Below are 23,279 nucleotides of genomic sequence, written 5' to 3'. Positions count from 1 at the left end.
ATAACACGATGCCACTTTATAAAACGATACATGTCAATTCCGCTACCCAAATCCTCGTTTGGAAAGTAACCGAATCTTTTCAAGAATTATTAGAACAAGTGGTTTTAAACGATACCAATCGTATCCGACTTGACGGAATGAAATCCGAGATGCATCAACGTGCCTTCCTGAGTGTTCGCAAATTATTACAGGAAACAGGACACACCGATTTGGATTTGTATTATGATGAATTCGGGAAACCGCATCTTAATGGAGAGAAGCATATTTCTATAACCCATTCCCATAATTTTTCGGCAATTATCATTAGTGACGAAACCGTGGGAATCGACATTGAATTACAAAGAGACAAAATCATCCGAATCGCCGATAAATTCTGTGACTCGGAGTTTCAATTTTTATCGCCAAGCTTCGCAACTGAAAAAACACAAGAATACATTCGGAAATTGACCGTAATTTGGGGCGCCAAAGAAGCGATTTTCAAAATTAGAAACGAAAAAGGAATCAGTTTCAAAGACCATATCAAAGTAAATGCTTTCGAATTAGAAAATAACCAAACTATCGCCGAACTTCACTTTGATAGTTTAGTGAAGGGTTTCACTATTCATTTTGAAGAAATAGAGGAATTCACTTTAGTTTATGCCCTTGAAAAATAGTGTTCAGTGCTCAGTTTTTAGTGTTCAGCTACAGTAATCAGTTAAATAATCCGTGTAAATCTGTAAAATCCGTGTCATCCGCGTGCCAAAAATGACAAATATTTATAACAACATTTTAAAAGCGAAAAAAGATCCCGAAGCGTCGGGACAAAAGTTACTCGCTATTCTTCTTGATCCCGATAAAATTGTCTGGAAAAATCTTGGTAATTTAATCTCAAAAATAAATCAATCGCCAGCAACACATATTTTCATTGGCGGAAGTCTGGTAGAAAATAACATCCTAGACAGATTAATTATAGAAATAAAAAAAAACAGCACATTACCTATCGTTTTATTCCCGGGAAATCCATCCCAAATATCAAACAAGGCCGATGCGATTTTGTTTCTGTCTTTAATCTCAGGAAGAAATCCCGATTATTTAATCGAGCACCAAGTAAAAGCGGCACCCATTTTAAAGAAAACCCAACTCGAAATTATCTCCACTGGATATATTTTGATAGAAAGCGGTAAAGAAACTGCGGTAGAACGCGTTAGTAAAACCAAACCTTTGGACAGGAATAATCTGGATTTGGCATTGGCAACAGCTCAAGCCGGCGAAATGTTAGGCAATAAGTTGATTTATCTTGAAGCGGGAAGTGGCGCAGAACAAGCTGTTCCGTTAGAAATGATTGAATTAGTTTCTCAGAATATTGAAATTCCATTACTTGTTGGCGGCGGAATTGTAGATTTGCAAGGAATTCAAAATGCTTACCAAGCTGGAGCCGATTTAGTTGTAATAGGAACTGCTTTTGAAAAAGATTTGAATTTTTTTAATAACAGATATTAGTTTTATTTGTCATCCCGAGCGCAGTCGAGGGACGAGGGGTAAATTCACAAACCTAAAATACTTCAATGATAGAATACTTTTTTTCTCAATATGCAGATTACCCAACATTAGATATAATTTTGGAAATTGTAGCGGTCGTTTTTGGTTTATCAAGTGTTTGGTATGCTAAAAAAGATAACATTTTAGTATTTCCAACAGGGATTGTAAGTACATTAATATTCGTTTATTTGCTTTGGAAATGGACTTTATGGGGGGAGATGATGATTAATGGGTATTATTTTGTGATGAGTATTTACGGATGGTATCATTGGACCAGAAAAAAAGGAGACACTGTTGAATTTCCAATTTCAAAAATTTCAAGCTCTGAAAAACGAATTGCCATAATTCTTTTTATATTTACGGTTGTATTTGTGGTTTTGGTTTATCAGTATTTTGATAAATTTACCACTTGGTATGCTTATGTAGACACATTCATTACGGGGATTTTCTTTGTGGGAATGTGGCTCATGGCCAAAAGGAAAGTAGAAAATTGGATATTTTGGATTATTGGAGATGTAATTTCAATTCCACTATATTTTTCAAAAGGGTTTACTTTTACAAGTTTTCAGTACACAGTATTTACAATTGTTGCCATTTTTGGCTATTTAGAATGGAAGAAAATCTCAGACAACTCTCAATCGGAGCTACAAAAATAATTAAAATAGCTTTATTTGGTCCCGAAAGTACCGGAAAAACCACATTAGCAAAACAACTAGCTGATTACTATAAAACAGAATGGGTTCCTGAATATGCACGAGAATATCTTCAAGAAAAATGGGATGTACATCAGCAAATTTGCACTATTGACGATATGTTACCGATTGCTTTGGGTCAAACCAAATTAGAAAATGAAAGCGCTTTAATTGCCAATAAGTATCTTTTTTGCGATACTAATTTGCTGGTGACCAAAGTTTTTTCGGAAGTGTATTATGATTATTGTGATCCATTATTAGATCAAGCGGCTCGAGAACATGAATACGATTTGTTTTTCCTTACGGATATTGATGTCCCTTGGGAAAAAGATGATTTAAGAGATAGCCCTGAAGAAAGAGAATCCGTATTTGCAATTTTCAAACAGTCTTTAATTGATAATAAAAAACCATTTGTAATTCTTTCAGGAGATAAAAAATTACGACTTAAAAAGGCAATTGCCATGATCAATGATTTGGCAGAAGCCAATGAAATGGGTTTTTCTTCGGTTGATTTTATTCAAATTCAGGAACACGGAATTCCAATTAAAAATATTCAAAAACAATTAAAGTTTCTTCAAAACGGAATTTCTAAAATTGATTTGGTAGATCCGGCAACATTGTTTAATGGAATTTTAAAATTATCAGAAACAGATTTTAAGCAAAAGGCAGCTTTTTTTGATGCCAATAAATCAAATCTGAAGTTAGAGAAATTTGTTCCTGCTTCAGGAGCCGCAAGCAGAATGTTTAAGTTTTTAATTGCTTTTTTGAATGAGTTTGATGTTGAAAACGAAAGTATCAACGCTTACATTAATAGAAAAAAAGATACGGAATTATCTATTTTTATAGTTGGCATGGAAAAATTTCCTTTTTTTGAGGCAATTGACAAGCAACTTAAAGAGGAGTTTGCAGATTTCGATTCTTTAGACAGCAGTTATAAAAATTATTACTTTATAAAATTGCTTTTGGCTTCTGATTATTTTGATTTTGCCAATAAACCAAAAGCAATTCTGCCTTTTCATAAATACAAAACACACATTGCAACTCCTGTTGAAGAACATTTGAATGAATGTACCCATTATGCGAGTTCCAATAACAATTCGTATCTGCATTTTACGGTTTCTGAATCGCATCAGGAGCAATTTGAAAGGGTTATTGATAGCATTAAAAATAAAATTGAAAAGGAATCCGGCACTTCAATACATGTTAATTATTCGTATCAAAATAAGAGTACAGACACTATTGCTGTAGATTTGGAAAATAAGCCATTTAGAGATGAAAATGGGGAGTTGGTTTTCAGACCGGGTGGACACGGTGCTTTGATTGATAATTTAAATAATCTGGATTCCGATATTATATTTATCAAAAATATTGACAATGTAATTCAAAACAATATTGAAAAAATTGCCCTGTACAAAAAAGCATTGGCAGGAATTTTAATGGAAGTACAGGGAGAAGTTTTTAAATATTTGCACACTATCGATAGGTATGAAGTGGAGCAAAAGTATATCGATGAAATAATCCTTTTTTTAGAAGAAAGATTAAATATTAAAATTCAGGATGATTTTTATACTTGTAGTTTAGAAAGTAAGATCACACAAATTAAAGGGTATTTAAACAGACCAATGCGTGTATGCGGAATGGTAAAAAATGAAGGAGAACCTGGTGGAGGCCCTTTTTGGATAAAAAATGAAAAAGGGGCAGTTTCGTTGCAAATTGTGGAAAGTTATCAAGTAGATTTTTCGAATAAAAACCAGTCTGAAATACTTACTAGAGCTACTCATTTCAATCCTGTGGATTTAGTTTGCGGCATTAAAAATTATAAAAAAGAAAAATTTGATTTGACTCAATTTATAGATTACAATAGTGGTTTTATAGTGGAGAAAAATAAAAACGGTAAAGAATTGAAAGGATACGAATTGCCGGGCTTATGGAATGGCGCTATGGCAAACTGGATTACCATATTTGTTCAAGTGCCTTTAATAACATTCAATCCTGTAAAAACCGTAAATGATTTATTAAAACCTGCACATCAATCGGCCTAACTTTGGAAAATGAAAAAATTATATCCGAATTAAGTTTTAAAGCCGTCCGCAGTAGTGGAGCCGGTGGTCAGAACGTAAATAAAGTTTCTTCGAAAGTGGTACTTACATTTGATGTGCAACATTCTCAAGCTTTAACTGAGGAAGAAAAACTCCTTATTGAAACCAAATTGTCTTCCAGATTGACCACTGATGCTGTTTTAATCTTAAATTGTGATGAAGATCGAAGCCAGTTTAGAAATAAAGAAATTGTAACCAAACGATTTTTGGAACTCATCAAAAATGCGTTGCTAATTCCTAAAGAACGAAAAGCGACCAAAATTCCTAAGTCGGTTATTAGAAAGCGAATAAAGGACAAAAAGAATGTTTCTGAAGTTAAAAAAAATCGCAGAAGACCAGAATTATAGTATTAAGATAATAGTATTATGTATCAAGACTAAACGTCAAGACTTAAAAACCTATAAAAAAAATCTTAATACTTAATACTATTATCTTAATACTTTTTTACCTTTGCCTTGTCTCAAAGGGGTGCTCTAAATAACGAGCTGAGATTATACCCAAAGAACCTGGACAAGTAATGTTGTCAAGGGAAAAAATGACAAAATAGCGTGCAAACGATCTATTTGTCATAGGAAACAATCATTTTAATTTAACAAAAGAATAATTCCCCCTTTTATTCGTAATCTTTTTACGGATGAATACTATTATTAGTTGCAAAGTTGCAAAGTCGCAAAGTTGCAAAGTTTTTAAAAGCAAGGTGCTAACTCCTTGTATGTCTATTGTCTTTTCTCTATTATCTTTTTATTCCTTTTCGCAAGTCAAAGACACGACCAAAGTCAACCAACTAGATGAAGTCTTGGTTTCGGCAGTACGTGTGACTACAAAAACACCGGTCAGTTTTAGCAATTTGGACAAAAAGGAAATCAAATTCCGAAATTTAGGACAAGATATTCCTATTTTGATGAATTATTTGCCTTCAGTTGTCACGACTTCCGATGCCGGAAATGGAGTGGGTTACACTGGAATTCGGGTTCGCGGCAGCGATGCAACCCGTGTAAATGTAACCATCAACGGGATTCCTTACAATGATTCTGAAAGTCATGGAACGTATTGGGTAAATATGCCTGATTTTGCCTCATCGCTGGAGAGTTTGCAATTGCAGCGCGGTGTAGGAACTTCTACTAATGGAGCAGGGGCTTTCGGTGCCAGTTTAAATATGCTTACCGATAATTTTGCCAAAGAAAGCACGGGGGAAATATCGAACTCTTTTGGAAGTTTCAATACTAGAAAACACACGGTAAAATTCAGTACAGGTTTGATGAACGATCATTTCGAAATCGCGGGACGTTTGTCTGCTTTAAATTCGGATGGGTATGTGGACCGCGGTGCATCTGATTTGAAATCATATTTTCTTCAAGGGACGTATGTAGGGAAAACAACGTTAATCAAAGCCTTGGTTTTTGGCGGAAAAGAGAAAACGTACCAGTCTTGGAACGGAATTGATGGCGAAACGCTAATCAGAGATAGAACGTTTAATTCAGCGGGAGCTTTTACGGATGAACAAGGAAATGATCGTTTTTATGACAATGAAACCGATAATTACCAACAAGATCACTCTCAATTGCATTGGAACGAAAAAATAGCAGCAAACTGGAGCACCAATTTAGCCTTGCATTACACGAAAGGAAAAGGATTCTATGAAAATTACAAAGAAGATGCGGATTTTTCTGATTATGGATTGCAGCCAGTTGGTGCAGTAACAACGACTGATTTGATTCGGCAAAAATGGTTGGATAATGATTTTTACGGAACGACATTTTCTGCGAATTACAAGAAAGATAAGTTGGATGTGATTTTTGGTGGCGGATGGAACAAGTACGAAGGCAGCCACTTCGGGAAAGTGATTTGGGCGCGATTTGCTTCACAGAGCGAATTAGGAGATCGCTATTATGATGATTTTGCCACTAAAACCGATGGAACTGTTTTTGCCAAAGTCAATTATCAAATCACAGAGCAATTAAGTTTATTTGGAGATTTACAATACCGTACGGTTAATTATAAAGCCAATGGCGTTCAGGCCAATGTAGTAGATGACACGTTTGATTTCTTTAATCCAAAGACAGGATTGACCTATGACATCAATGCTAATAATGCCTTATATTTTTCCTATGCAAGAGCAAACAGAGAACCAAACAGAACTGATTATGAAGGTGGAAATGTAAAGCCAGAAAAGTTAAATGACTTTGAATTGGGTTGGAGATATGTTGCGGAGAAAGTACAATTCAATTCGAATGTGTATTATATGGCTTATAAAGATCAATTGATTTTGACAGGAAATCTGGATGATGTAGGCGCCCCAATACGTTCCAATAGCGAGAAAAGCTACCGTTTAGGACTGGAAGTAGATGCTACAATAGCGTTGACAAGTCAATTGATTATCCGTCCTAATTTTACTTTGAGTGCTAATAAAAATATAGATTTAGCGGTAGAAGGTCAGGATTACGGCACTACTGATATCGCGTATTCACCATCAATTATTGCAGGAAATATTCTGGTCTATACACCAGTAGAGAATCTTCATATTTCATGGTTGCAAAAGTTTGTCGGGGAACAATACATGAATAACATCGAATTGCCGGCAGCAAAGTTGGCGGATTATTTTGTGAATGATTTGAATGTTGCGTATGAAATTAAGCCTAAATCGGTCCCTATGGCTATCGGGATTAAATCGATTGTAATCACTGGTTTGGTGAACAATGTTTTAGATAAAAAATATGTTTCTAATGGATACATGTATGATGTTTATCCGTATTATTACCCGCAAGCGGGAATTAATTTCCTTGCCGGCTTGACACTGAAGTTTTAGAATATTGTTTTAGTTATAATGAGAAAAATCCTGATAGTTTAACTGTCAGGATTTTTTGATTAGTACTATTTGCCAAGAATTTTGATGCAAATCTATTTTAAAATTGTTTTTTATAAGAAAAATAGTCGCATTTTAGATTCGTCAGAAAAGAGAATTCATTTTGATGGGATTATGATTCACGGTAATAATGAAATGGAATTTTTTAATTAAATGCTATGATAAAAATTAGTTACGTATTAATATATAAAATTAAACTTGTTAAATTTTTGTTAATTAAATAAGATAATTCTTTAAATTAGATTTTTTTTTGACATTTACAATGGTTAACCAAAAAACTATTTATAAATTTAAACCAGTATTAAAAATGAAAAAATTATTATTTACCGCTCTGGCAGTGGTGGCGTTTAGCGGAGTTGCAATGGCAGGAACTCATGAAGTTAAAGAAGTTAAAGAAGTGGAAGTAGTAGCTGAAGATTGTACCACAAAGGCAATGAATTATATAGATAACGTATATGACCCTAATGGAACTCGCACTCCTGAGCAAAATCACGCTGCTTATCAAGGTTATTACCAAGGTTGTGAGGATGCGAAAACCAAATCTATTTCTGCAAATTAATTAATTTAAAAAAAAAGACAAATAGAACTATTTACAGTTTTGTTTGTCTTTTTAAAATTAAAATTATGAAAAAATTTAAAATTATATTGATTTGCTTAACCGTTTCAATAATGCCTAATTGTTTTGGACAAACTGTTTCTGGTAAAGTGATTTATAAAATTCAATTAGTTGGTTTTGGGGCAGATAGCAAAAACCCAGAATATAAAGAACTAAACGAGGCAACAGTTGAGATTGCAAACAAACAAACTTGTACTTTAGATTTTAATAGTATGCAATCGAGTTCTGTTTTGGATAGATATTTAATTTCCGATGCTGAAAATAATGGATTAAGAAGAATGGCCAGAACGATGGCCTTTATTGTAACCAACGAAAGTGATTATTTTTTTGATAAACGCACCAATATTGCAATAAAACGTGAAGATAATGGAAATCTAATTCAGAAAATTCATCAAAAATTAGAATGGGAAATAACTACCGAAAGTAAATTAATAGATGGTTATTTGTGTTATAAGGCTATATATTTAATGAAATTTGTTAATAGGAGAGGGATAAATACAAGTATTCCAATTGTTGCATGGTTTGCGCCCAGTTTGCCTTACGCGTACGGTCCGAAATATTTTAATGGTTTACCTGGTCTTATTTTAGAATTGGTCGATCGTGACACTACCTTTTATGCTACATCAATAACTATTTCAAAAGACAAAGAAGTAAAAATAGATTTCCCAAAAGGGAAAACAATAACCCAAGAAGACTATACAAAAAAAGTAATGTCAAATTAAAATAAATGCTCAGAATCCTACTATTTTTATTTTTCACCAATATTTGTTTCTCCCAGACCCACACGATAACCGGTGTGGTTTCTGATGATATAAATAAACCGCTGGAATCAGCCAATGTTATTGCCAAACCATTGCAAGAAAAAGCAAGCCTTAAATTTGCTATTGCGGATAATAAAGGACGTTACCGTCTAGAACTCGATAAAGAAGTAAAATACGAAATCACGGTTTCTTACATTGGTTTTGTGGAGGAAATGCTTTTTTTGGAGCCCAATTCGGCTCTTGCAACGTATGATTTTAAACTCAAACCTACTGGCGAAGAACTCAAGGAAATTGTTATCAAACATGAGTTCAAGCCTATTATCATCAAGAAAGACACGCTGATATTTGATGTAAAAAGTTTTGCAAACGGAAACGAACGCAAAATGAAAGAAATCCTCGAAAAACTGCCAGGTGTTGAGGTCGATAAAAATGGAGGGGTAACGGTACAAGGGAAAAAAGTGACCAAAATGTTGGTAGAAGGCAAATCGTTTTTTGGCGGCGGCTCGAAGTTAGCCGTCGAGAATATTCCCGCGGATGCGCTGGACAAAATTGAAGTCATTGACAACTTCAACGAAGTGGGATTCATGAAACAAGTTTCGGATAGCGATGATCTGGCAATGAATGTAAAACTAAAAGCCGACAAGAAAAAATTTGTTTTTGGAGATGTAGAAGCGGGTGCCGAAGTAGGAAATGAAGATAATGGTTTTTATCTCGCTCATGCTGCTTTGTTTTATTACAGTCCAAAATCTAACGTCAGTTTTATTGGTGACCTGAACAACATTGGGAAAAGAACCTTCACATTTGATGATTTAATGCGTTTTGGCGGCGGAATGAGTACTTTTCTTTCGAGCAGGAAATCATTGACTAATTTGTATGCGTTTGCTAATGACAATACGGATGTGGTTCAGAACAAATCACAGTTTGGCGCTTTCAATTTTAGTCATGATGCTTCTTCAAAGCTTTCTATTTCCGGTTTTTCTATTTTTTCGAAAGTGCTGACCGCTTCACAAACAGAAAGCTCGAATGAATATTTGCAAAACAGTTCCATTGCCTTTGAGAATAAAGTACAAAATGGCGACAACCGCTCGGTTCTGGGAATTGGGAACGTAAAACTGGATTATTCGCCCAGCGCTAAAGAAAAATGGTATTATAACGGACAATATCAATCGAGTACCAATGATATTTCAAATACCATCAACTCGATTACCAATCTTAATTCCAGTATTTTCGAAGCCATTAACAAAGCAGATAATACAGCGATAAAGCAATATATAGAGTGGCACAAAAATTATAATTTGAATCACACCACCACATTTGTAGTCAATCAGGCCTATGAAAAGAACACGCCACAAACGCAGTGGTTTACGGATCAGTCTTTTTTGGCAGGATTGATTCCGTTGCAGGACGATGATTCCTATACCATTGAACAAATAAAGAAAGTAAAGAACAATAGTGTGGATGCGTTGTTCAAGCATTATTGGATATTGGATAATTTCAATCATTTGTATACAAATGTGGGGAATAATTATGGCACTTCCCGTTTTGAAACTTCGGAGAAACAAATACTGACCAATGGAACAGTCAATGATTTTGCTTCTGCGGGTTTTGGGAATAATGTAAAATACCAATTAAACGATACTTACATTGGTCTCGAATACAAATTCAGAATAGGAAAATGGACTAATAAGCCCGGATTGTATCTGCATTGGTATCATTTAATTACAGAACAAAAATCGGGTGAGCAGGCACTGTCTAAAACACTTTTCCAACCGCAATGGAACAGCGATTATGAATTTAATAAATCAGAAACATTAAATTTTACCTATAAATTAGAAAATGGTTTTCCGCAAGTAAGTCAATTGGCAGATCAATTTACCTTGCAAAATTATAATTTGGTTTACAAAGGAAACGCATTATTGCAAAACGAGCGGTACCATTCGGCAAACCTGCGTTATTCAAAAATGAATATGTACCGCGGAATTACATGGAATGCTATGGCTAGTTTTACTAGAAAAGTAAAAACGATTCGGAACGAAATCCAATTAGATGGTATTAATCAATTCAATACGCCCATTCTGAGTGATAATCCAGAGACGAATTACAATGTGAATGGTTCTGTAACCAAGAAAATATACCGTTTTAGTTTACGAATCAATTCGAGTTTGGGTTGGTTTAATTATTTTCAAACATTGAATAATACCACAACTTCGAATGATAGAAACAATCAAAAAATTGGAGTTTTATTGAAAACAGCGCATAAAAAATGGCCGAGTTTCAGTATTGGGTACACCAAAGGATTCAGTCAGTTTTCAGGTTTGACAAAATCAAACTTTCATACGGATGCTTTAACGGCTGATGCTGATGTGACTTTTTTAAAGTTTTGGACGTATAAATTCGAATATGAGAATTTGAAAAATACGAACAACAACAATCAAAGTAATTTTTATGATATTGCTAATACTTCGTTGCGTTATCAAAAGAAAAATAGTCCTTTTGGTTTCGAACTGTCGATCAATAATCTATTCGACAATAAAGTTAAAAACGATTATTCTTTTTCAGATTATTTGATTAGCGAGCGTACCACCTTTGTATTACCAAGAGTATTCTTGTTTTCGGTGAGTTATAAGTTGTAATTAATTATAAACCCGAAGTGACGTTCCGTTGACTTGAACCCGATATTGCTTCATAGGATATTGTAAGCTACTCTGTCCGGTAAATAAACTGTATTCTTTACTGTCACATCCGCAAACGGCATTGATGCCATTTATAGTCATGGTAGAACAGGAACTTATAGCTTGATTGGGACAAGCGGCATCAAAAGCATTGTAACCGCTGCCAGTATTAAAAACAATAATACCACGTGCGCCTACTCCGGGATAATAAATGGCATTACTGGTATATTTAAGGTCTGAATACGCAGGCAAATTCATATTAATATCTACCGTAAAAGTATAATTAGGGACAAATGGATTTGTATTATCAAAACCTGAATCACTACACGAAAAAAGGAAAGGAATTATAACGGAAAGCAGCAGGTATTTTTTCATTTTAAAATAGTGTCAAAGTATTAGTGAAACAAATTTAATTTATTTAACTTTGAATTATATATGATTAACATATATTTATAGACGAAAAAATAATAATAGTATCTTTGTGGAAAGAAATCCCGTCCTGATGGGATTTTTTCTATTTATATAAATGATGAAGTTATGAGTACAGTATCGTATTACACCGCAGAAGGGTTAAAGAAATTAAGAGAAGAATTAGATTATTTAAAAAGCGTAATGCGTCCAAAAGCATCTGCAGATATAGCCGAAGCGAGAGATAAAGGCGACCTTTCTGAGAATGCCGAATACGATGCTGCTAAGGAAGCGCAAGGAATGCTGGAAATGCGTATTGCTAAAATGGAAGAAGTACATTCTAACGCCAGATTAATTGATGAATCCCATTTAGATCTTTCTAAAGTATTGGTTTTGTCGAATGTGAAAATCAAGAATCAAGCCAATGGAATGGAGATGAAATACACGCTGGTAGCTGAAAGTGAAGCCGACTTGAAAACAGGAAAAATCTCTGTAACCTCACCAATTGGGAAAGGTTTATTAGGTAAGTCTGTTGGTGAAGTTGCTGAAATTACGGTGCCTAATGGTGTGTTGAAATTTGAAATTTTAGAAATATCTCGTGATTAAAGTCATTGCGAGGAACGAAGCAATCACACGTTGTAATTCAGTTTTTTAGACACTTATAAAAAAAATGTCAATCTATTTTCTTTAATCTATTTTCTTAAAGTATTTCTTATGAGCAGCATATTTATAAAAATCATAAACGGAGAAATTCCGTGTTACAAAATCGCTGAAGATGAAAATTTCCTGGCCTTTTTGGATGTAAATCCAAATGCAAAAGGACACACACTTTGTATTCCGAAACAAGAAATAAATAAGATTTTTGAGATGGAAGACGATTTGTATATCGGACTGATGCAGTTTTCTAAAAAAATAGCGGTTGCTCTTGAAAAAACTGTTCCGTGTAAAAGAATCGGGATGGCTGTTGTAGGACTTGAAGTTCCCCATGCACACGTTCATTTGATTCCCTTGAATGAAATGGATGAAATGCGTTTTCAAAATAAAGTATCATTGTCCAAAGATGAATTTGAAGCTTTGGCAGAAAGCATTAAGACCAATTTATAATAGTTGCACAAATAAAATAAATTGGTATGATTTTAGTTTAGAAAGGGGATAGGCGAAAACCTATCCCCTTTTAATTTTTTGAGCCTACATTATATACTATGAAAAACATTTGTTTAGTACTTTTTTTCTTTTTCTCACTTCTGAGTTTTGGACAGGTCAATACCGGATATCCTTTGGTTGATGCTAAAATGGCTGCTATTCCAGCTAATTCGGCTACTTCTACCGAAGCAATTGCTGCATATATCAATGCTAATTTCAAAACAGAAACAGATAAAATCAGGGCTGTTTTTTACTGGACGGCTTCAAACATTAGCTATGATATTGAAAATAAGTTTGCCATAATTTTCAATGAAACTTCCGAAAACAAGATCAAAAAAGGACTTGAAACAAAAAAGGGTGTTTGTATAAATTATGCTGAGATTTTTAATGATATTGCAAATAAAGTCGGAATAAAATCGGTAGTCATTGAAGGTTACACGAGACAAAGCGGATGTGTAGATTATATTCCGCATGCTTGGTGTGGTGCAATAATTGATGGAAAATGGTGTGTTTTCGATCCTACTTGGGGTTCAGGAGGTATCAGCGACGGCGTATTTGTAAAAAAAATAAATGACGATTATTTTAAAGTTGATCCGGTAAAAATAATCTCCTCACATATGCCTTTTGATTATTTGTGGCAATTTCTAAATTATCCAATCACGAATCAAGAGTTTTACGAAAGTAAAACACGGGTGAATAAATCAAAAATCTATTTTGATTACGAGAGTGAAATTTCAAAATACAGAACCCTTTTGGTTATTGAAAAACTGATCAGTTCATCTGTGAGAATTGAAAAAAACGGGGTAAAAAACGCTTTGATTTTTAGTGAATTGTTTGATAAAAAAAGAGAAATAGAGTTTTATAAACAGAATAAAATGAATGACGACTTCAATTATATCGTAAACTTATATAATGAGGGTATTTATGAATTAAATGGATTTGTCAATTTTAGATATGATAGATTTAAGCCTAATGTTCCAGACGAAGAATTGAAAAAAATGATTGTTGAGCCCAAGAATAAATTACTTAAAACGCAAAAACTATTAAGCGATTTAGTGACAATACCTGAAAATAGTTTGCCAAGTATTAATTCTATTCGAAAAGGCTTACTAGAAATGATAAAGCTTGCCGAAGAGCAAGAAGTGTACATGGAGAAATATTTAAGCAAACCGAAATTAGATAGAAGATAAGTGATTATAAAACAAATTAAAGAACATGAGAATCCCCTTTTTATTTTTTATTTCACTTTTTCTGGTTATAAATTTTGGTCATGCCCAAAACGCAAATACATTAATTGATAAACAAATTTCTATAATACCGCGTAATTCCAGCAATTCTACTGAGGCCATTGCCAATTATATAAATGCTAATTTTAAAACAGATACCGAGAAAATCCGTGCTGTTTTTTATTGGACAGCAACAAATATTAGCTACGATGTTGCCAACATGTTTACTGTTAACTTCAATGAAACTCCACAAGAGCAAATAACGAGAACCTTAAAAACGAAGAAAGGCGTTTGTATTCATTATGCGGAGGTTTTTAATGATATTTCGAATAAAATTGGAATTCAATCTTACATAATAGAAGGCTATACAAAGCAATATGGAAAAGTGGCAAACTTGTCTCATGCCTGGTGTGCTGCGAAAATTGACAAAAAGTGGTATGTATTTGATCCCACTTGGGGTTCTGGTTATGTCAATAATGGGAGATTTTCTAAAAAGATAAATAACTATTATTTTAAGGCTGATCCTGCTAAAATAATCGCTTCCCACATTCCATTTGATTATTTATGGCAATTTTTAAATTATCCTATTACCAATGGTGAGTTTTATGAAGGAAAAATTCAAATCAATAAAGCCAAGAAATACTTCGATTTTGAGAAAGAAATTACCAAATTCAATGCCTTGTCTGAAGTCGATCAATTGTTTGCTTCGGCAGAAAGGATAGAGAAAAATGGGTTGAAAAACGCTATGATTCTGGAGCGTTACGAAGGGAAAAAGAAACGGTTGACCTATTTGCGACAAAACACAAATATTGAAAAATTGAATGCTATTGTGAATGAAATGAATCAGGCAGTCGTCCTGTTGAATGATTTTATTTACTACAGGAACAATAAGTTCAAGCCTACTTTATCGGATGATGAAATTAGCCGTATGATTGAAACGCCAAGAGAGCAACTGGCCAAATGTCAGAATGATATTTACAGCGTTGGTTCTGTTGGTAGTGGAAATGCATCTAATGTAGCGTCGATTAAAAAATCAATTGGGGCAGCTTTGGCGCAAGCCGAAGAACACGCTTTGTTTGTGAAAAATTATTTGGGTAAGTCTAAAATAGTCAGAAAAACGATGTTTTCTAAAGTATCTTGGTTTGGTGTTCCGTTAAACTAAATTGCTTTTTTTTAAAATCACTTGCATTGTTGTTCCTTTTCCAATTTCGGAACCCAGTACTTTGATGGTTCCTTTATGGTATTCTTCCACGATTCTTTTGGTCAACGAAAGACCCAATCCCCAACCCCGTTTTTTAGTAGTAAATCCGGGTTCAAAGATGGTTTTGAATTGTTTTTTTTGGATCCCGCCTCCGGAATCGGAAACGTTTATTTTTACATAATCGCCTTCTTGTTCAATCTCCAGCGCTAATTTGCCTCTTCCTTTCATGGCATCAATGGCATTTTTCACTAAATTTTCAATGGTCCAACTGTGTAAAGTAGGATTCAAAGAAACAATTATAGGTGATTTTGGCGCTTTAAACGAAAACTCAATTTGTTTCGAAAATCGGGATTGTAAATAGTCGTAGGATTGAAAAGTTTCTGCTATGATGTCTTTGTTTTCTAATTTTGGTTCAGATCCTATTTTCGAAAAACGATCGGTTATGGTTTGCAAACGCTCAATGTCTTTTTCAATTTCGAAAGTCGTGCTTTCGTCCACATTTTCAGATTTCAAGAGTTCGACCCAGCCAATCAATGAAGAAAGCGGTGTTCCTATCTGGTGTGCGGTTTCTTTTGCCATTCCTGCCCAAAGCTTGTTTTGCGTCGCCATTTTGGTGCTTCTGTAAAAATTGTAAACTAAGGCGCCAAATAATACTATGATAAGCAATAAAGCTATAGGGTAATATTTAAGCTTGTTAAGCAATGAAGAATTTCCGTAATATAAATATTGAAATTTTCCTGGAACATACTCTATAACTATCGGGTCGTTTTCCGTTTTTAACCTTCTTAAAAAAGCATCTAATCTGGTTTTGTCTTTAACAATATTATCATCAATATTGGTGCTATTTATGATCTTATTGTTTTCGGTAAGAATTAAAGGAATCGTTTTATTGTTGCTGAAAATTTGGGATGGAAGCTCTACATCGGTATTCTCACCTGCGTTTATGAGGGTTTTTTGTGCATTTGCCCAAAGGTTCATTTTTAATCGTTCTTCATTTTTGAAGATTTGAAAAAACGTATAAGTGTTCCATAGAATTAATGAGATGATTAAAAAGGAGGCAAAAATAATAACCCAACGAGTTGTATTTCTTCTTTCAGAAAACTGCATAAATTAAATTTTGAATTATAAATATAACGAAATAAATGCTGTACTATTTTAGTTTTTACCAAAGATTTTTTTTTAGAATAAATCAACTCTGAATTTCATTCTAATTCTTCGTTACTACTTCTTAAACTTAATTCATTTGTCTACTTTTGTATCTTTCAGCAATAAATTAAAAACGTATGATTACTATTGATCCTAAAAGTATTGAAACAGCAAAATTACAAGGGTATTTACAAAGTTCCGTTGGGCCAAGACCCATTGCATTTGCCAGTACTATGGATGCTAAAGGAAATCCGAATTTATCGCCTTTTAGTTTCTTTAATGTGTTCAGTGCAAATCCTCCAATTCTGATATTTTCACCTGCAAGACGCGTTCGCGATAATTCGATAAAACACACTTTAATTAATGCCGAAGCGACTCGGGAAGTAGTGATTAATGTGGTTAATTATAATATTGTACAGCAAACGTCTCTGGCAAGTACAGAGTATGCCGATGGTGTAGATGAGTTTATAAAATCAGGCTTGACACCAATCCCTTCTGAGGTGGTGAAACCTTTTAGAGTAAAAGAATCACCGGTTCAATTTGAATGTAAAGTCACGCAGATCATTCCTTTGGGAACAGAAGGAGGAGCCGGAAATTTAGTGCTTTGCGAAGTGTTGCGCATTCATATTGACGAATCTGTTTTAGACGAAAATGGAGCTATTGACCAACATAAAATAGACTTGGTTTCCAGATTAGGAGGCAATTGGTATTCCAGATCGAATCAAGGTCTTTTTGAAGTGCCAAAACCATTATCCACATTAGGAATTGGAGTAGATGCGATTCCAAATTTTATAAAAGAAAGCCCAGTTTTTGATGGAAATGATTTAGGGATGTTGGGAAATATAGAAGCCTTGCCTACAATGGAAGAAGTTAGTATATTTGTAAAACAGAATTTTGCCGTAAAAGGCGTTTTAAGTGCTGATGATCAGGAAAAAGTACACTTGGAGGCTAAAAAATATCTGGATAATAATGATGTTTTGTCTGCTTGGAAAGTGCTTTTGGCAAAAAAATAACATAAATAACATTAAAAATAACGAAGATGGAAGTTACAGGAAAAATTAAAATGCTTGGAGAAGCTAAAAATGTAGGAAATGGAAGTTTCTTAAAGAGAGAACTAGTTGTAACGACAGAGGAGCAATATCCACAACATATTTTAGTGGAATTTGTACAAGATAAATGTGATTTATTGAATAGTTTTAAAGTGGGTGAAGCAGTAAAAGTTTCTATCAATTTAAGAGGACGCGAATGGGTTGATCCACAAGGAGTGACTAAATATTTTAACGCAATCCAAGGATGGAGAGTGGAAAGAGTAGCTGCTGAAGCAACTTCTGCGCAAATGCCTCCAATGCCAGCTGCTGAAGCATTTGCTCCAGCTACAAATTTAAACGAAGAAGAAGCTGACGATTTACCATTCTAAGAGATAAAAAAGTTAGAAGTCAGAAGTCAGAAGTTTGAGTTTTACTTGAATTTCTGACTTTTTTATTTTTTGAAATTGCCGTTGTCATTGCCATTGATTTTTGAAATTGAAAAATGTATTATTTATCTTCCGCCTTATTTTTTCCGCCCGTTTCTCAAGCCAATCGCGATGGAATTCTTGCCATTGGTGGAGACTTATCGCCAGAGCGTTTGCAACTGGCTTATAAAAGCGGAATTTTTCCGTGGTTTGAAGATGGTGAACCGATAACTTGGTGGTCACCAAATCCCAGAATGGTTTTGTTTTTGGATGAATTGATTGTTTCAAAGAGTATGCGAAACATTCTGAACCGAAATATTTTCAAAGTTACCTTTAATCAGAATTTTAAGGATGTAATTTCGAATTGCCAAAATATAAAACGAGACGGTCAAAACGGGACTTGGATTACCAATGACATGATTGAAGCTTACTGTAAACTCTATGAATTGGGAATCGCCAAATCGGTTGAAGTCTGGCAGGATGAGGTTTTGGTTGGTGGTTTATACGGAATTGATTTGGGACATGTTTTTTGTGGTGAAAGTATGTTTTCTACAGTTTCTAATGCTTCCAAAGTGGCTTTTATTGCTTTGGTAAGCCAATTAACGGCAGCCAACTACAGACTGTTGGATTGCCAAGTTTATAATCCACATCTTGAAAGTTTAGGCTGTATGGAAATTAATAGAGAAGAATTTATGGAAATTTTGAAAAGCAAATAGTTTTAAAATTTCAATTTTGTAAAACTCCAATCTAAAGTATTAAAAAGTACCAATTCATTTTCTAAAGTTGGTAAATCCATAATCAGTTTCAACGTTTCATGTGCCATCATCGTTCCGATAATTCCCGGAAGCGTACCTAATACTCCGTTCAAATTGCAATTGGGGACATCTTTTGGATTCGGTGGTTCTGGGAACAAGTCACGAAGATTTTTGCTTCCATTATGATTGAAAACTGCCATTTGCCCTTCAAATTTCAAGATACTGCCATAAATCAATGATTTTCCTAACGCTACACAAGTATCATTTACCAGATAACGGGTCTCAAAATTATCGCAACCGTCAACAATCACATCAAAATCCATGATGATTTGTGCGGCATTTTCAACAGTTAATTTTTCTTCCAAAGCAATAATCTGAATCAACGGATTTAAAGTTTCTAAAACCGATTTTGCCGTAATTGCTTTTGATTGACCAATGTGTTCCTCCATATATAAAATTTGGCGGTGCAGGTTGTGTAATTCTATTGTATCAAAATCTACAATTCCAATAGTTCCTACTCCAGCCGTTGCTATATATTGTAAAATGGGACAGCCGAGTCCGCCTGCGCCAATCACTAAAACTTTAGCTTTTTTGAGTTTTTCTTGTCCCGAATCACCAATTTCCGGTAACATCATTTGTCGGTTGTAGCGTAAAAAATCTTGAATAATACTCATTTTTTTTAGTCTTAAAGTTGAAAGTCATAAAGTTAAAAGTCAAAAGAAGATAAAAAAAGTAAGTTGAGTTCTTTCGACATTAAGACTTTATGACATTTGACTGTATATTTTATCCCAGTCCTTCCAAACGGGTTCGTAGCCCATACTCGAAATAATTTTTGCAATCTCGGCAGCCGAACGTTCATCGCTGATTTCAAATTGTTCCAAGGATTGCGGATCAACAACATAACCGCCGGGATTGGTTTTTGAACCGGCACTCATGCTTGTGACGCCAATAGGAATGATACTGTTTCTGAATTTTTCATTCTCCCGCGTAGAAATTGAGATCTCTAAATCTTCATTCCACAATCGATACGCGCAAATGAGTTGCGTTAAATCTTTATCATCCATGATGAAGTTGGGCTGAATGACTCCTTCCGCTGGACGCAACCGAGGAAAAGAAACTGCATATTTAGTTTGCCAATAGGTTTTTTGTAAATAATCCAAGTGTAACGCATTGAAAAAACTGTCCGTGCGCCAATCCTCCAATCCCAATAAAACGCCCATGCCAATTTTGTGAATGCCCGCAGTTCCTATTCGGTCCGGTGTTTCCATACGGAAATCAAAATTTGATTTTTTACCTTTGGTATGATATTGTTTATAAACCTCCTGATGATAGGTTTCTTGGTATACCAAAACCGAATAGACACCAGCTTCATGCAATTGGACATATTCTTCGGTAGAAAGCGGTTGCACTTCGACTGAAATGGTAGAAAAATCATTTTTTATTTGATCAATTGCTTTCAGAAAATAATGAATGTTTACGGTGTAATTTGCCTCACCCGTTACCAACAGGACATGATCGAAACCAGCACTTTTTAAGGCTTCAACTTCTAATGTGATTTCGTTTCCAGTGAGGGTTTTTCGTTTTATTTTGTTATCTAAACTAAAACCACAATAGGTGCAAATGTTCTGGCACTCGTTACTCAGGTACAAAGGGGCATACATCTGAATCGTTTTGCCAAAACGTTTTTTGGTTAATTCGTGACATTCCTGTGCCATTTCTTCCAAATAATCTTGTGCAATAGGCGAAATCAACGCCAAAAAATCGTCTAGATTCCGTTTGTTTTTAGCCAATGCCTGTTCTACATCTTTTGCCGTAGTTTGGTATATTTTGGTTTTGATGGTATCCCAATCGTAATTGTCAAAAACCGATTTAAATGTTTTCATTTATTAGATAATGAGTTAGTTTTACTTTGCTCCATATTTTTATACGGCTATGGCTCCCTCTCCTTTGGAGAGTCCCGAGGCTTCGGGAGAGGAGAGGATCATTCATACAAAAACGCCGTCAGCGGACTTGAAGCTATTGCTCGATTATGTTGCTGAGCGATTTTTGCTTCGAATGCTTTTCGGCCTGCAATAACGGCTTCTCTAAAGGCTTCTGCCATCAGTTTGGGATTTCCGGCTACGGCAATGGCCGTGTTTACCAAAACAGCATCAGCGCCAAGTTCCATCGCTTTTGCAGCATCAGATGGTGCGCCAATTCCTGCATCAATAATTACGGGAACTCTACTTTGGTCAATAATAATCTCTAAAAAGTCAATGGTTTTTAATCCTTTATTACTCCCAATTGGCGAGCCCAAAGGCATTACAGCAGAAGTTCCGACATCTTCCAAACGTTTACACAAAACCGGATCCGCATGAATGTAAGGCAAGATAATAAATCCCAGTTTGGCTAATGCTTCAGTCGCTTTTAAGGTTTCTATTGCATCGGGCATCAAATATTTTGGGTCGGGATGAATCTCCAGTTTAAGCCAATTGGTTTCTAATGCTTCGCGGGCTAATTGCGCCGCAAAAATGGCTTCTTTGGCATTTCGTGCGCCAGAAGTATTGGGTAATAAATTGATGTGTGGATGTTTTAGGTGTGATAAAATCACATCTGTTTCGGTTTCTAAATCGACACGTTTTAGCGCTACAGTCACTAATTCGCTTCCTGATGCTAAAATGGCTTCTTCCATTTGTTGATTGGAACCGAATTTTCCTGTGCCTAAAAATAAGCGGGAGGCAAAAGTTTTATCTCCTATTTTAAATGGTAACATATAATTTTTCGTTAAGTTGATTGATCAATTGAGATGGATTTTCGCTTTGAGTAATTAAACTCGAAACGGCAATACCGTGAATTCCTGTTTCCATTAGACTTTCAACGTTTTCCAGTACGATGCCTCCAATAGCGTAAATGGGAATTTCGATGCTTTTCGTTTTCATTTTTTCGATAATCGAGCGGTAGCCTTCAAGACCTAAAATTGGACTTAAATTGTGTTTGGTTGCTGTAAATTGAAACGGACCAAGACCAATATAATCGCAGTTTTCTGCTGCCCTTTGAAGCACGTCTTCAAAAGTGTTGGCGGTGCCGCCAATGATTTTTGTATTCCCTAAAATAAGGCGCGCTTCCTCAATTTTCATATCACTCAACCCCAAATGAACGCCATCAGCATTTAATTGCTGTGCCAGATGAACATTGTCGTTGATGACAAAAATTGCCAAATATTCTTCGCATAAAAACTTCACGGCTTCTGCCAAAGTGAAAGCATCATCTGAATAATTTTTTTTGAATCTCATTTGAATCCAATCGCAACCATTATCCAATGCTTTGTGGATGTTGTATAATTGTTCTTCGACTGTATTTCCTTGCGAAATGTATTGTAATTTGTTATACATAATGATAGCCTAATTTGGTTTGGTTAGATTGTAAATAGTTTTCTATATAATTTTTGGCATTAGTACAGGCAGTTTTCAGATTCTGTTCCAAAGCTATATTGGCAGTAATGGCTGATGATAGTACACAGCCGGAACCGTGTTTTTCGAAGAGCAAAGTTTCTTTCGGCGAAAGCCTGAAAATTTCATTTTTTAGATATAAATAATCAACACCAATTTCGTCTGGATTATGACCGCCTTTTAGTAAAACGGCGCAATATTCCGAAAGGTTTTCTGCAATTGTTTCTGCATTAATTTCTTCCGAAGACAGTTGTAAAATTTCATTATAATTGGGTGTAATCAAATCAATTTTCTTCAATATTTCAATCAAAAAAGCTTGATTTTCGATGTTTATAAAATCGAATTCGGTAGTGGATTTCAAAACGGTATCCCAAACGATTTTTGTTTTTGGCGAAAGCCTTTTTACGGCAAAAACAATTTCTTTTAAATAATCCAAAGAAGGAACAATGCCAATTTTCACTGCTTTGATGCTATAGTTTTGAAACAATTTGTCCAATGATTTCAAAACAAAAGTCAAGTCTGTCCATTGCATTTCGTAGAACATATTTTCGGTTTGAATGGTATTGCCAGTATTCAAAGCAAAACCATACACCTGATGTTGCTCGAATGTTTTTACATCTGCCAGAACTCCTGCGCCTCCCGAGGGATCGAAACCGGCTATTGTTAATACGAAAGGGCGATCTGCTGACATAGTTTGAAATTTTCTATTGGGTTGTTGCTGCTCCAAATGGTGCCTAAAAGAGCGATGTCTTCAAAGCCATTTGCTAAAGTTTGCTGAATATTTTCTGCTGAAATTCCGCCCAATGCCACGAGTTTTGTCGAGGAATTGGTTCTGTTTTTAATTTCTTCCAAATGATTGATTTTAGAAACATAATCTGACTTGGAAATACTTGGATAGATTGGGCTTAAAAACGCATATTCAAAATCGTTTTCCAAGGCGTTGAAATCTTCTATACTGTGCGTTGCCGTTGATTTATACCTGACAGGATTCAAAAACCTATCAGGTGTTGTGGTTAGTCGGATTCTTTCCTTTTCGGAAAAATGAAACCGGTTAATATTCAATTCATCTGCCAAATGATGATGGTTGTGTAAAACGATTTTAGGTCTAAACTCCAATCCGATATCCAATAAAAACGCTTTCATTTCCGTTTCCGAAAAATCGGGTTTACGAACGTGCAACAACTCTAATCCTTCGGCAAAAATCGAATGGATTAGGCTGATTTCGTTTGGAACTGATATTGGATTGGTGATGAGAATCATAGTTTATTGGATGATTGATAATAGGTAATGTTGTTATT

The 23,279-nt window shown here is 34.9% G+C and carries 24 protein-coding genes; 16 read left to right on the top strand and 8 right to left on the bottom strand.

Translation table 11 applies throughout. From position 1 onward, the window contains the following. Positions 1-8 precede the first annotated feature (8 nt). The 9 genes from ACNQGX_RS03555 (at position 9) to ACNQGX_RS03515 (ending at position 11,182) form a co-directional block, all read left to right on the top strand. Complete coding sequence (locus tag ACNQGX_RS03555; protein ID WP_417974077.1) at positions 9-653, top strand: 4'-phosphopantetheinyl transferase family protein; 645 nt, start codon at positions 9-11, stop codon at positions 651-653. A 91-nt stretch (positions 654-744) separates the two neighbouring features. Continuing rightward, positions 745-1,479, top strand: coding sequence for a phosphoglycerol geranylgeranyltransferase (locus ACNQGX_RS03550; RefSeq protein WP_417974075.1), 735 nt, complete (start codon positions 745-747; stop codon positions 1,477-1,479). A 65-nt stretch (positions 1,480-1,544) separates the two neighbouring features. Then, on the top strand, positions 1,545-2,174 hold the full coding sequence (gene pnuC, locus ACNQGX_RS03545; protein ID WP_417974073.1) for a nicotinamide riboside transporter PnuC: 630 nt from the start codon (positions 1,545-1,547) through the stop codon (positions 2,172-2,174). Continuing rightward, the gene (locus tag ACNQGX_RS03540) at positions 2,129-4,252 is read left to right on the top strand and encodes a DUF4301 family protein (RefSeq protein ID WP_417974071.1); all 2,124 of its coding nucleotides are present in this window, start codon (positions 2,129-2,131) and stop codon (positions 4,250-4,252) included. Before pnuC ends, ACNQGX_RS03540 begins: the two co-directional genes overlap by 46 nt. Positions 4,253-4,254: 2 nt before the next feature. Continuing rightward, on the top strand, positions 4,255-4,656 hold the full coding sequence (gene arfB / locus ACNQGX_RS03535) for an alternative ribosome rescue aminoacyl-tRNA hydrolase ArfB (protein WP_417974069.1): 402 nt from the start codon (positions 4,255-4,257) through the stop codon (positions 4,654-4,656). A 365-nt stretch (positions 4,657-5,021) separates the two neighbouring features. After that, positions 5,022-7,115 (top strand): TonB-dependent receptor, encoded by a 2,094-nt coding sequence (locus ACNQGX_RS03530; RefSeq protein ID WP_417974067.1) that lies wholly within the window; start codon positions 5,022-5,024, stop codon positions 7,113-7,115. A 364-nt stretch (positions 7,116-7,479) separates the two neighbouring features. Then, positions 7,480-7,731: a hypothetical protein gene (locus tag ACNQGX_RS03525; RefSeq protein WP_417974065.1), complete on the top strand. Its 252-nt coding sequence runs from the start codon at positions 7,480-7,482 to the stop codon at positions 7,729-7,731. A gap of 65 nt (positions 7,732-7,796) precedes the next feature. Continuing rightward, the gene (locus ACNQGX_RS03520; RefSeq protein WP_417974063.1) at positions 7,797-8,510 is read left to right on the top strand and encodes a GLPGLI family protein; all 714 of its coding nucleotides are present in this window, start codon (positions 7,797-7,799) and stop codon (positions 8,508-8,510) included. Between the two features lie 5 nt (positions 8,511-8,515). Continuing rightward, on the top strand, positions 8,516-11,182 hold the full coding sequence (locus tag ACNQGX_RS03515; protein WP_417974061.1) for a carboxypeptidase regulatory-like domain-containing protein: 2,667 nt from the start codon (positions 8,516-8,518) through the stop codon (positions 11,180-11,182). Here ACNQGX_RS03515 and ACNQGX_RS03510 read toward each other — a convergent pair whose 3' ends face one another. Beyond that, a complete protein-coding gene (locus tag ACNQGX_RS03510; RefSeq protein ID WP_417974059.1) occupies positions 11,183-11,596 on the bottom strand; it encodes a Rieske (2Fe-2S) protein in 414 nt (137 codons plus the stop codon). Between the two features lie 162 nt (positions 11,597-11,758). On the opposite strand from ACNQGX_RS03510, the gene greA reads away from it, so the two are divergent. From greA to ACNQGX_RS03490, 4 genes are all read left to right on the top strand, one after another. Further along, positions 11,759-12,235, top strand: coding sequence for a transcription elongation factor GreA (gene greA / locus ACNQGX_RS03505; protein WP_131914926.1), 477 nt, complete (start codon positions 11,759-11,761; stop codon positions 12,233-12,235). 108 nt (positions 12,236-12,343) lie between these two features. Beyond that, positions 12,344-12,733: an HIT family protein gene (locus tag ACNQGX_RS03500; RefSeq protein WP_417974057.1), complete on the top strand. Its 390-nt coding sequence runs from the start codon at positions 12,344-12,346 to the stop codon at positions 12,731-12,733. Positions 12,734-12,831: 98 nt separating this feature from the next. Further along, on the top strand, positions 12,832-13,962 hold the full coding sequence (locus ACNQGX_RS03495) for a transglutaminase domain-containing protein (RefSeq protein WP_417974054.1): 1,131 nt from the start codon (positions 12,832-12,834) through the stop codon (positions 13,960-13,962). A 25-nt stretch (positions 13,963-13,987) separates the two neighbouring features. Then, positions 13,988-15,160, top strand: a complete 1,173-nt coding sequence (locus ACNQGX_RS03490) for a transglutaminase domain-containing protein (protein WP_417974052.1) — start codon at positions 13,988-13,990, stop codon at positions 15,158-15,160. On the opposite strand, the gene ACNQGX_RS03485 is transcribed toward ACNQGX_RS03490, so the two are convergent. Then, positions 15,152-16,306, bottom strand: a complete 1,155-nt coding sequence (locus ACNQGX_RS03485) for a sensor histidine kinase (protein ID WP_417974050.1) — start codon at positions 16,304-16,306, stop codon at positions 15,152-15,154. The two genes, ACNQGX_RS03490 and ACNQGX_RS03485, sit on opposite strands and share 9 nt — an antisense overlap. A gap of 176 nt (positions 16,307-16,482) precedes the next feature. Here ACNQGX_RS03485 and ACNQGX_RS03480 point away from each other — a divergent pair, with 176 nt between their 5' ends. The 3 genes from ACNQGX_RS03480 to aat all read left to right on the top strand — a co-directional run bounded on the left by ACNQGX_RS03480 (position 16,483) and on the right by aat (position 18,514). Continuing rightward, positions 16,483-17,358 carry a flavin reductase family protein gene (locus ACNQGX_RS03480; protein WP_417974048.1) on the top strand — a complete coding sequence of 292 codons (876 nt, stop codon included), beginning with the start codon at positions 16,483-16,485 and terminating at the stop codon, positions 17,356-17,358. A gap of 26 nt (positions 17,359-17,384) precedes the next feature. After that, positions 17,385-17,762 (top strand): DUF3127 domain-containing protein, encoded by a 378-nt coding sequence (locus ACNQGX_RS03475; protein WP_131914931.1) that lies wholly within the window; start codon positions 17,385-17,387, stop codon positions 17,760-17,762. 113 nt (positions 17,763-17,875) lie between these two features. Further along, positions 17,876-18,514 carry a leucyl/phenylalanyl-tRNA--protein transferase gene (gene aat, locus ACNQGX_RS03470; protein WP_417974045.1) on the top strand — a complete coding sequence of 213 codons (639 nt, stop codon included), beginning with the start codon at positions 17,876-17,878 and terminating at the stop codon, positions 18,512-18,514. A 2-nt stretch (positions 18,515-18,516) separates the two neighbouring features. On the opposite strand, the gene ACNQGX_RS03465 is transcribed toward aat, so the two are convergent. From ACNQGX_RS03465 to ACNQGX_RS03440, 6 genes are all read right to left on the bottom strand, one after another. Then, complete coding sequence (locus ACNQGX_RS03465; RefSeq protein WP_417974043.1) at positions 18,517-19,227, bottom strand: HesA/MoeB/ThiF family protein; 711 nt, start codon at positions 19,225-19,227, stop codon at positions 18,517-18,519. An 87-nt stretch (positions 19,228-19,314) separates the two neighbouring features. Continuing rightward, complete coding sequence (thiH, locus tag ACNQGX_RS03460; RefSeq protein ID WP_417974041.1) at positions 19,315-20,436, bottom strand: 2-iminoacetate synthase ThiH; 1,122 nt, start codon at positions 20,434-20,436, stop codon at positions 19,315-19,317. Between the two features lie 98 nt (positions 20,437-20,534). Further along, positions 20,535-21,305 carry a thiazole synthase gene (locus ACNQGX_RS03455; RefSeq protein ID WP_417974040.1) on the bottom strand — a complete coding sequence of 257 codons (771 nt, stop codon included), beginning with the start codon at positions 21,303-21,305 and terminating at the stop codon, positions 20,535-20,537. Continuing rightward, the gene (locus tag ACNQGX_RS03450) at positions 21,292-21,924 is read right to left on the bottom strand and encodes a thiamine phosphate synthase (protein ID WP_417974038.1); all 633 of its coding nucleotides are present in this window, start codon (positions 21,922-21,924) and stop codon (positions 21,292-21,294) included. The genes ACNQGX_RS03455 and ACNQGX_RS03450 overlap by 14 nt, the downstream gene beginning before the upstream one ends. Beyond that, a complete protein-coding gene (locus ACNQGX_RS03445; protein ID WP_417974036.1) occupies positions 21,917-22,672 on the bottom strand; it encodes a hydroxymethylpyrimidine/phosphomethylpyrimidine kinase in 756 nt (251 codons plus the stop codon). Before ACNQGX_RS03445 ends, ACNQGX_RS03450 begins: the two co-directional genes overlap by 8 nt. Beyond that, positions 22,645-23,241 carry a thiamine phosphate synthase gene (locus ACNQGX_RS03440; protein WP_417974034.1) on the bottom strand — a complete coding sequence of 199 codons (597 nt, stop codon included), beginning with the start codon at positions 23,239-23,241 and terminating at the stop codon, positions 22,645-22,647. The genes ACNQGX_RS03445 and ACNQGX_RS03440 overlap by 28 nt, the downstream gene beginning before the upstream one ends. Positions 23,242-23,279: the final 38 nt, after the last annotated feature.

The organism is Flavobacterium glycogeni (genome assembly GCF_048286775.1).
Taxonomy (GTDB): domain Bacteria; phylum Bacteroidota; class Bacteroidia; order Flavobacteriales; family Flavobacteriaceae; genus Flavobacterium.
This window is presented reverse-complemented; position numbering and strand designations above follow the sequence as displayed.

Excerpts from the sequence above, each read along its gene's own strand:
- ACNQGX_RS03450 (WP_417974038.1), bottom strand. The coding sequence starts at position 21,924 with ATGTATAACAAATTACAATACATTTCGCAAGGAAATACAGTCGAAGAA.
- pnuC (WP_417974073.1), top strand. The coding sequence starts at position 1,545 with ATGATAGAATACTTTTTTTCTCAATATGCAGATTACCCAACATTAGAT.
- ACNQGX_RS03550 (WP_417974075.1), top strand. The coding sequence starts at position 745 with ATGACAAATATTTATAACAACATTTTAAAAGCGAAAAAAGATCCCGAA.
- ACNQGX_RS03515 (WP_417974061.1), top strand. The coding sequence starts at position 8,516 with ATGCTCAGAATCCTACTATTTTTATTTTTCACCAATATTTGTTTCTCC.
- ACNQGX_RS03480 (WP_417974048.1), top strand. The coding sequence starts at position 16,483 with ATGATTACTATTGATCCTAAAAGTATTGAAACAGCAAAATTACAAGGG.
- ACNQGX_RS03465 (WP_417974043.1), bottom strand. The coding sequence starts at position 19,227 with ATGAGTATTATTCAAGATTTTTTACGCTACAACCGACAAATGATGTTA.
- ACNQGX_RS03440 (WP_417974034.1), bottom strand. The coding sequence starts at position 23,241 with ATGATTCTCATCACCAATCCAATATCAGTTCCAAACGAAATCAGCCTA.
- ACNQGX_RS03445 (WP_417974036.1), bottom strand. The coding sequence starts at position 22,672 with ATGTCAGCAGATCGCCCTTTCGTATTAACAATAGCCGGTTTCGATCCC.
- ACNQGX_RS03530 (WP_417974067.1), top strand. The coding sequence starts at position 5,022 with ATGTCTATTGTCTTTTCTCTATTATCTTTTTATTCCTTTTCGCAAGTC.
- thiH (WP_417974041.1), bottom strand. The coding sequence starts at position 20,436 with ATGAAAACATTTAAATCGGTTTTTGACAATTACGATTGGGATACCATC.
- ACNQGX_RS03455 (WP_417974040.1), bottom strand. The coding sequence starts at position 21,305 with ATGTTACCATTTAAAATAGGAGATAAAACTTTTGCCTCCCGCTTATTT.
- ACNQGX_RS03500 (WP_417974057.1), top strand. The coding sequence starts at position 12,344 with ATGAGCAGCATATTTATAAAAATCATAAACGGAGAAATTCCGTGTTAC.
- ACNQGX_RS03540 (WP_417974071.1), top strand. The coding sequence starts at position 2,129 with ATGGAAGAAAATCTCAGACAACTCTCAATCGGAGCTACAAAAATAATT.
- greA (WP_131914926.1), top strand. The coding sequence starts at position 11,759 with ATGAGTACAGTATCGTATTACACCGCAGAAGGGTTAAAGAAATTAAGA.
- ACNQGX_RS03490 (WP_417974052.1), top strand. The coding sequence starts at position 13,988 with ATGAGAATCCCCTTTTTATTTTTTATTTCACTTTTTCTGGTTATAAAT.
- ACNQGX_RS03485 (WP_417974050.1), bottom strand. The coding sequence starts at position 16,306 with ATGCAGTTTTCTGAAAGAAGAAATACAACTCGTTGGGTTATTATTTTT.
- ACNQGX_RS03510 (WP_417974059.1), bottom strand. The coding sequence starts at position 11,596 with ATGAAAAAATACCTGCTGCTTTCCGTTATAATTCCTTTCCTTTTTTCG.
- ACNQGX_RS03520 (WP_417974063.1), top strand. The coding sequence starts at position 7,797 with ATGAAAAAATTTAAAATTATATTGATTTGCTTAACCGTTTCAATAATG.
- ACNQGX_RS03495 (WP_417974054.1), top strand. The coding sequence starts at position 12,832 with ATGAAAAACATTTGTTTAGTACTTTTTTTCTTTTTCTCACTTCTGAGT.
- ACNQGX_RS03475 (WP_131914931.1), top strand. The coding sequence starts at position 17,385 with ATGGAAGTTACAGGAAAAATTAAAATGCTTGGAGAAGCTAAAAATGTA.
- ACNQGX_RS03555 (WP_417974077.1), top strand. The coding sequence starts at position 9 with ATGCCACTTTATAAAACGATACATGTCAATTCCGCTACCCAAATCCTC.
- ACNQGX_RS03525 (WP_417974065.1), top strand. The coding sequence starts at position 7,480 with ATGAAAAAATTATTATTTACCGCTCTGGCAGTGGTGGCGTTTAGCGGA.
- aat (WP_417974045.1), top strand. The coding sequence starts at position 17,876 with ATGTATTATTTATCTTCCGCCTTATTTTTTCCGCCCGTTTCTCAAGCC.